The organism is Bacillus sp. B4EP4a (assembly GCF_006680105.1).
In the GTDB taxonomy this organism is placed as follows: domain Bacteria; phylum Bacillota; class Bacilli; order Bacillales; family DSM-1321; genus Peribacillus; species Peribacillus simplex_E.
On record NZ_VHIK01000008.1, the window covers coordinates 26,387 to 34,734 of the forward strand.

8 protein-coding genes are annotated in these 8,348 nt (G+C 43.4%); 6 read left to right on the plus strand and 2 right to left on the minus strand.

Annotated elements, in window-relative coordinates; all coding sequences use genetic code 11:
- The first annotated feature begins 314 nt into the window (after positions 1-314).
- From FNK51_RS04695 to FNK51_RS04720, 6 genes are all read left to right on the plus strand, one after another.
- The gene (locus FNK51_RS04695) at positions 315-1,673 is read left to right on the plus strand and encodes an NAD(P)-dependent oxidoreductase (RefSeq protein ID WP_286178576.1); all 1,359 of its coding nucleotides are present in this window, start codon (positions 315-317) and stop codon (positions 1,671-1,673) included.
- Between the two features lie 26 nt (positions 1,674-1,699).
- Positions 1,700-2,986, plus strand: coding sequence for an NAD-dependent dihydropyrimidine dehydrogenase subunit PreA (preA, locus tag FNK51_RS04700; RefSeq protein WP_141992591.1), 1,287 nt, complete (start codon positions 1,700-1,702; stop codon positions 2,984-2,986).
- A 14-nt stretch (positions 2,987-3,000) separates the two neighbouring features.
- A complete protein-coding gene (gene hydA / locus FNK51_RS04705) occupies positions 3,001-4,419 on the plus strand; it encodes a dihydropyrimidinase (protein WP_098371751.1) in 1,419 nt (472 codons plus the stop codon).
- Between the two features lie 42 nt (positions 4,420-4,461).
- Entirely contained in the window at positions 4,462-5,946 is a 1,485-nt protein-coding gene (locus FNK51_RS04710; protein WP_098371752.1) for an NCS1 family transporter, read from the plus strand.
- 17 nt (positions 5,947-5,963) lie between these two features.
- A complete protein-coding gene (locus FNK51_RS04715) occupies positions 5,964-6,179 on the plus strand; it encodes a hypothetical protein (RefSeq protein ID WP_098371753.1) in 216 nt (71 codons plus the stop codon).
- 166 nt (positions 6,180-6,345) lie between these two features.
- Positions 6,346-7,980: a PucR family transcriptional regulator gene (locus FNK51_RS04720; RefSeq protein WP_141992592.1), complete on the plus strand. Its 1,635-nt coding sequence runs from the start codon at positions 6,346-6,348 to the stop codon at positions 7,978-7,980.
- A gap of 108 nt (positions 7,981-8,088) precedes the next feature.
- Here the strand turns inward: FNK51_RS04720 and yhfH (FNK51_RS04725) are convergent, their stop codons facing one another.
- Positions 8,089-8,229: a protein YhfH gene (yhfH, locus tag FNK51_RS04725; RefSeq protein ID WP_098371755.1), complete on the minus strand. Its 141-nt coding sequence runs from the start codon at positions 8,227-8,229 to the stop codon at positions 8,089-8,091.
- A 29-nt stretch (positions 8,230-8,258) separates the two neighbouring features.
- Positions 8,259-8,348, minus strand: a 90-nt coding sequence (yhfH, locus tag FNK51_RS04730) for a protein YhfH (RefSeq protein WP_141992593.1), incomplete at its 5' end; no start/stop codon positions are given.

Sequence of the window (8,348 nt, forward strand, 5' to 3'; positions counted from 1 at the left end):
ATAAAATAAAGAATACTCAATTCTCTGATTTATCATCAGGATATGAGTTTTTAAGATTAGCAGGGGGGGCTTTTTGTGTTAGAAGGAAGCAGGGACCGAGGCGTGACCAGTGAGAGAATGATAGAAAATAATAAACAAAACGAGAGAATTTTGGCTGGGAAATCGCCATGACTGTTAGTTGAATAAATTGATGAAAACCATGTTGGCAATGCTTTCAATCGTTTAAATATGAGGACAGTAGAGAGAAATGCATGCAATTCCTCCCTTTTTATTTTTCAAAAATAAATGTTTGGAAGGAGAAATAGTGGATGAGTATGACGAGCCCATTAAAAGGTGATCTGGAGATTAACTTCCAGGAAGCGCAGAGGAGTTTATCCCCAAGGGAAGCTTTGGAAGAATCGAATCGATGTTTATACTGCTATGATGCCCCATGCATCCAAGCCTGTCCGACCGGAATAGATATTCCAGGTTTTATTAAGAAGATAGCTTCAGGTAATTTTAAAGGGTCGGCCAAGACCATCATGACAGCCAATCCTGTCGGTGCCAGCTGTGCGCGGGTATGTCCGACTGAAGAGCTATGTGAGGGGGCATGTGTCCTGAACCATTCTACAAAGCCAATCATGATTGGCAATCTCCAGCGTTATTCCACAGATTGGGCCATCCAAAATAAACAAGCCCTATTCAAGGCCGGGAAGAAGAATGGCAAAAAAGTTGCCATTGTAGGAAGCGGTCCGGCGGGTTTGTCTGCAGCAAGGGAGTTAGCCTTGCTTGGCTACAGTGTAACCATTTTCGAAGCTGAAAAGAATCCGGGCGGATTAAATACTTACGGAATTGTATCGTTCCGTTTACCTCAGAGCATTTCTTATTGGGAAGTTGAGCAAGTAAAGAGTTTGGATGTTGATATTAAAACGAATACACGGGTCGGAGTGGATGTTTCCGCAAATCAGCTGACTGCCGACTATGATGCGGTCATTTTAGCGATCGGCATGTCCGATGTTCCTAAGCTTGGAATTGAAGGGGAGGCTTTGGCTGAAGTTTATGATGCAATCGATTTCGTGAAAGCAACGAAAACAGGGGCAATCACTGATAAATTCATTGGGAAGAAGATGGTGGTAATAGGGGCTGGAAACACGGCGATCGATGCCGCAACCTGTTCTGTACGCCTTGGCGCCGAACAGGTGAGTATTATTTATCGTCGTACCCAAAAGGAAATGACAGCCTATGATTTTGAATATGAGTTTGCCAAACAAGAGGGTGTCGGGTTTCACTGGCTGACTGCCCCCTCCAGGATACTCTCGGATGAAAGCGGTCAGGTTACGGGCATCGAGTGCGTGAAGATGGTGCTTAGCGAGGCGGGGGAAGATGGCCGGCGCCGTCCAGTCCAAATTCCCGGTTCAGAGTTCGTCATACCGGTCGATGGGGTCATTCGTGCTATAGGCCAATCCAGGTATGTAGGATTGATTGAACAGTTCGGCATTCAACATGATGATGGTGTCGTAACATTGGAGGGTGATTCCTACAGGACATCGAATGAAAAGATCTTTGCGTGCGGTGACGTGATCTTCGGAAAAGGCCAAGGTGAGGCAATGGTTGTTTCAGCTGCCCAGCAAGGGAAGAAGACAGCCTATGAAATTGAATCGATTTTGATGGGCGAAGCGGTGGATATTGCTTAATAACTATGAAAATTAGGAGGCTTATCATGGCTGATTTATCAATTGATCTTGCAGGTATTAAATCTCCCAATCCTTTTTGGCTTGCTTCAGCACCACCTACTAATTCGGGTTATCAAGTCCAGCGCGCATTTGAAGCTGGCTGGGGAGGAGCGGTTTGGAAGACATTGGGTGATCCCATCCTGAATGTTTCATCACGTTTTGCAGCGGTCAGCTTTAATGGACAGAGAGTTGCCGGGTTCAACAATATAGAATTGATTACGGATCGTCCTCTTGAAGTGAATCTGAAAGAAATATATGAAACGAAGAAGAGATTCCCTGATCATGCAATCATTGCATCGGTGATGGTGGAGCCAAAACAGGAAAAGTGGCATGAAATCATCAAACGTATAGAAGATGTGGGGGTCGATGGTTACGAGTTAAACTTTGGTTGCCCGCACGGTATGGCAGAGCGTGGGATGGGAGCTGCTTCGGGACAGGTTCCCGAACTTGTGGAAAAGCAAACATACTGGGCGAAGGAAGCTGCATCCAAACCCGTCATCGTCAAGCTTACACCCAATATAACCGACATTACGGTTACGGCTGAAGCGGCGGTGCGCGGCGGTGCGGATGCAATAAGCATGATCAATACGATCAACAGCTTGGCAGGAGTGGACATCCATTCATGGAATACGATTCCCCATGTAGGCGGCAAGGGGGCCCACGGAGGGTATTGCGGTCCCGCCGTGAAGCCGATTGCTTTGAATATGGTGGCTGAGTGTGCAAGGAATAAAATGGTCAATGTTCCCATTTCCGGAATAGGCGGGATTTCAAATTGGCAGGATACGGTGGAATTTTTATTGATGGGTTCGACTGGAGTGCAAATTTGTACGGCTGCCATGCATCACGGTTTTAGAATAGTAGAAGATTTGATTGATGGCCTGTCCAATTACCTTGATGAAAAAGGGATTTCTTCTGTGATGGATATTGTCGGTAAGTCCGTACCGCGTTATTCCGACTGGGGGAATTTAGATCTCAATTATAAGGTTGTTGCGCGCATTAATAATGATGTGTGCATCAACTGCAATAAATGCCATATTGCGTGTGAAGATACATCTCATCAATGTATAGATATGTTAAAGGACACGTCAGGCAGTTCCTTCTTGAGAGTGCGCGAAGAAGATTGCGTAGGCTGTAACCTTTGTTCGATCGTCTGTCCGGTCGATGGGGCGATCGATATGATCGAGTTGACAAATGAATTACCGCCAATGACCTGGAATGAACGCCAGTCGTTCCTTGGGGGCATAAGCAGTGAAAGTGTTGATTTCGTAAAATGATGGAGGGGTCGAAGATGAAGAAAATCATTAAAAATGGAACGATTGCAACAGCTGCAGATACGTATCAGGCGGATATATTGATTGAAAATGAGAAGATTGCAATGATTGGCAAGGACCTGCCGGCTGAGGGGGCTGAAATCATTGATGCAAAAGGCGCTTATATTTTTCCGGGGGGCATTGATCCGCATACCCATCTCGATATGCCGTTTGGAGGGACAACGACGAAGGATGATTATGAAACGGGTACGATTGCTGCTGCATATGGAGGCACGACAACGATCATCGACTTTTGTCTGACCGAAAAAGGGGTGCCATTAAAGAAAGCAATTGAAACATGGCATGAAAAGGCCAATGAAAAAGCGGCCATAGATTATGGTTTTCATTTAATGATCAGTGAGATTAACGATGATGTATTGGCTGAGTTGCCAAGTATCATCGATAATGAAGGGATTTCTTCCTTTAAAGTGTTCATGGCTTACAAGAATGTTTTTCAAGCTGATGATGCCACGCTATACCGCACTTTGTTGCAAGCAAAGGAACTTGGCGCACTTGTCATGGTTCACGCTGAAAATGGTGATGTCATCGATTATCTTACAAAGCAGGCACTTGCTGAAGGTAACACCGATCCAATTTACCATGCACTGACAAGGCCTCCGGAACTTGAAGGGGAAGCAACTGGACGTGCAGCTAAACTGACGGAAATGGCAAATGGTCAGCTCTATGTGGTTCACGTCACCTGTGAAGATGCGGTTGAAAAGATCACGGAGGCAAGAAATAAAGGGGTGGATATTTGGGGGGAGACTTGTCCGCAATATTTGGTTCTTGACCAGTCTTATCTTGAAAAGCCCCATTTCGAAGGATCTAAGTATGTATGGTCCCCGCCGTTAAGGGAGAAGAAAAATCAGGAAGTGCTATGGAATGCTTTGAAAACGGGACAGCTGCAAACGATCGGCTCCGATCAATGCTCTTTTGATTTTAAGGGACAGAAGGAACTTGGACGTGAAGATTTCACAAAAATACCGAATGGTGGCCCAACTATTGAGGATCGTATGAGCATCCTCTTCTCTGAAGGGGTCATGAAAGAGCGTATTACCTTGAATCAATTCGTCGACATGACCTCTACGCGTGCTGCCAAACTATTTGGATTATTCCCTAAGAAAGGGACGATTGCAGTAGGTTCGGATGCTGATATCGTCATTTTTGACCCGAAAGTTGAAAGGGCCATTTCTGCTGATACTCATCACATGGCTGTGGATTATAATGCGTTTGAAGGTATGGAAATTACAGGTGAACCGGTTTCCGTTTTATCGAGAGGTCAATTCGTCATTAAAGACAAACAATTTGTAGGCGAAGCTGGAAAAGGGCAATTCCTGAAACGGGCAAAATATAATGCGGCGCTGAAGCCGGATACCGGAAAAAGGCTTCCAGTCTAACTTCGGTAAGGAATCTTGCAAATTAATTTAGGGGGATTTTCTATGAGTGAGAAGAAAGATTATTTAAAGTCTCCCGATTTGCTGCCTATACCTCATAGTGAGAAAAATATAAGTGCAGCCGGATTTGGTTTCATTTGGGTGGGCATGGCTGTAGTATTGGCCGCCTTCGCAATCGGTGGGAACGGTGTTCAAAGTTTATCCTTAGGCTGGGTCGTTCTTGCAACGGTCATTGCCTGTGTGGTTCTCGGCTTTTTGATGACAATGACAGGGGATATTGGTGTTGAACATGGAATATCATTCCCGGTCTATATGAGGGCGCCGTTCGGTACGATTGGCACCCACATCCCTTCGGTTGTACGGGGTTTTGTAGCGTCATGCTGGTTCGGCCTCAATACTTACTTTGGAGCCACTGCAATGAACGCTATCTTCACAACCCTTTTTGACTTTGATAATTGGTTTATATGCTTCCTCATTTTTGCCGTTTTACAATTGGTCAACACGGCAATGGGAATAAAGTCGATAGAACGATTCGCCGACTTGGCGGCGCCCGTTATCATTTTAATTTCTGGCTGGATGTACTTCACTCTATCCGATCAGGCTGTGGCCCAAGGAAGAGATGTATGGTCCTGGATTGAAAGTCCGGTCACTGGCGGGGCTGCCGCCACGGCTTTCATGGTCGTTATCATGGCAAATATGGGATTTTGGGGCACGTTGACTGCAGATATGCCCACGCTTTCCCGCTATATAAAGGCACCAAAAAATGAAAAAAATTGGTTCAAGCGCAATAAGGGGCAAATAATTGGGAATATTATCACCTATCCCATCACGCAGACGTTCATGGTGATTATCGGAGCCGTTTCTTATATGGCTGTTTCCAATTATGATCCTGTAGTTGCCATACAGGGATCAGCAAGTGGAATTGCTCTCGGGGTCCTTTTAATCATGATCGTATTTGCTCAATGGTCGACGAATACTACGGCCAATGTCATTCCCGCAGCTACGATTTTCTCCAATGTCATGGGTCCTAAAATGCCATTTTGGGCGGGAGTCGTTGTGGCGGGGGTTATTGGGATAGTAGTTCAGCCATGGAGCCTGTTCGGCATCATAATAGAAGTTTTATTAATAATAGGCGGAATCCTGGCATCCATTGTCGGCATCCTGATAGCGGATTACTATTTCCTCCGTAAACGGAGAGTGAATGTACGAGACCTCTATGAGAGTGAAGGCCAGTATAAATATTTGAATGGAGTGAATTGGGCAGGAATCATTTCTTGGGTGATAGGCGGAATCGGTGCCACGATTTTTTCAAATTACTCGTTTATTATTGGCTTTCTTCTCGGCGGTGCAAGTTATTATATATTAGCTAAGTATTGGTGGTTCAAGCAATATGAACAAGCTGAAATCATTGATCCCAGCGATGAGAAATATTTAGGAATTTCCGTTGGCAGGGATTGGAAAATCGGAAAAGGTCCAGAACTTGAGGAAGAGATGGTTTTTCCGGCTTCAACCGGCAAGGAGAACGTATGAAAAAGGGGGGAATGTAAATGTCCGAATATCAAGAGTATCGCTTAGAAAGGGAACAAATCGATTTTTTACTTGAAAGAGGATATCGAATCACCCGGGTTTCCGAAAGTTTAAGTGGAGCTTTTCTCGATTTTGAACTGATTGAAGGAACGAAGCAGGAATGGAAGCAATTGAACATCAAAACCCCGGAAGGAAGGAAATACTTCTCTACATTGCTTGTCAAAAAATTGAATTGAAATGGTTATGAACCGGGCCTATTCCTCACGAATGGGTCCTTTTTCTTGTTCCTGTTCGATGTTTTTGTAGAATTTTGACGTTAGATTTTCTAACAAGTGTCTGGAGATTTAAAGGTTGTCCGTTTATAATAGATTTTAAAGCAGTTTTATAAAAGGATGTGTATGGATGAATACATCGATTACAATCGAGGAAATTCTAACACGCAAGCATTTTAATCTGACGGATATAATTGCAGGTAGCGGTGGGATAAAGCGTCAAGTGAAGTGGGTACACTGTATGGAAGTAACCCAAATCAGCCATTTGTTAAATGGAAATGAACTGATTCTGACTACCGGTTTAGGGTGGAAAGATTGCGATGACACATTTCTATCCTACTTAAGACAGTTAATTGAATGCGATGCAGCTGGACTCTGTATAGAGGTTGGCGCAGACACCATGGCCGTGCCCCAATGTGCCATTGATCTCGCAAATGAACGGCAATTCCCTATCATCCTATTTCATGAAGAGGTCCCTTTCGTAGAAATCACGCAGGATATTCATTCCCTTATCATCAATAAACAATATCAGATGATCTCCAACTTAGAAAACTACTCCCAGCAGTTAAATAAAAATCTCCTCGAAATTGACCATTATGAACCAATTCTAAAATTTCTCCACAGCTATTTAAATGTACAGGTTATTCTTATCTTTAATGAAAATGATATAGCCAGCATTCCAAAAACCAAGAAAAAAATAACCTTCCAAATGGTAGCGGACATATTCGAAGAGAAGCGGAAATTGGATAAGACCGTTCTTGGACAGCCGATTCAAGTGCTCGGTGAAAATTATGCGGAACTGCTCATTTGCAGCAACGACAGAGAGTTGACTGATTTTGATTCACTGATCTTGGATCGAACGGCTACGGCATTGGCACAGCATCTATTAAGGGAGTTATATATAGAAGAAAAGAAAATGTCGGAAGAAAGTAAATGGCTTACAAATTGGATTGAAGGTGAATATAGTGACGAAGCAATCCGGGAGAGACTTTCCTATATTGATCCGAAAATGCAGTTGGATGGCGGAATTGTTTGCATTTGCAAACAACACCCAAAATATAATAAAAGTTCCACAAAATTAGATGGAACCTATTTTAAGATAATGTTTAGAACAGTTTTTGAACAGTACGGGTTTCAGATATTTTCCATGGAAATACATCAGCATCTTGTTTTTATTTTAGGTGATAATCGTTCATCTGAAGATTGGAAATCAAGGATTACAAGCGCGGTGGATCGAATCATGAAAATGGATGTAAGCGGGCGTAATCGTATGGGTCTGCTTGCCATTGGGTTTGGAAAGCATGTTCAAAGGTTAAGTGAGATTTATAAAAGTTATGAAACGGCCCGTGAGACTTTGCTGCTTCAGGATACACTACCAGAGGATAACAGGAGCTTCTTTTATCAGGACTTACATATGCATCGCATGATTTCGCTCATAAATAAACATGGTAATCTGGAGGAAACGGTGTACGAATATTTAGGTCCGGTCATTGAATATGACAAGCAAAACAATGGTGAGTTAATGCCTACCTTGAAGACCTATCTTGCTTGTAACGGTTCCAAACAGGAAACATCGAAACAACTATTCATTGTCCGGCAAACGCTATACCATAGGCTTGAAAAATTGGAGAAACTGCTAGGTTCTGATTTTATGCGTTCAGATAAGCGTCTAGGCCTTGAATTCATGATTTTTGCATTGGATTTCTTACAATACAGCAGCAGGCAGATAAGTGGAAAATATGTAGACAAATATATTGGGAGATAAAAAATAAGTACGGCTTAAGGGTGTCCCGGGGACATCCTTTTTTGAATGCAAGGAAATAATGCTGACATCAAATTGGCCTATATAGCTTCTTGATGTCAGCATCTTATATTAATATTCATCTTTTTTGGAAAGGCAGCGGTCACATTCCAAGAGGTAGGATTCAGCTTGTTCCGTGATATGGGTCCCGCATTCCGAACATTGTTTAGGTGGCAGAGTCCTGAAGAATTCCAATGGGTTTTTAGTTTGCATGATGATTCCTCCTTATGATTTGGTTTAATTTAGTCTTCGTGTTTCGAAAGGCAGCGGTCACATTCCATTAAGTAGGATTCAGCTTGTTCCGTGATATGGGTTCCGCACTCCGAACATTG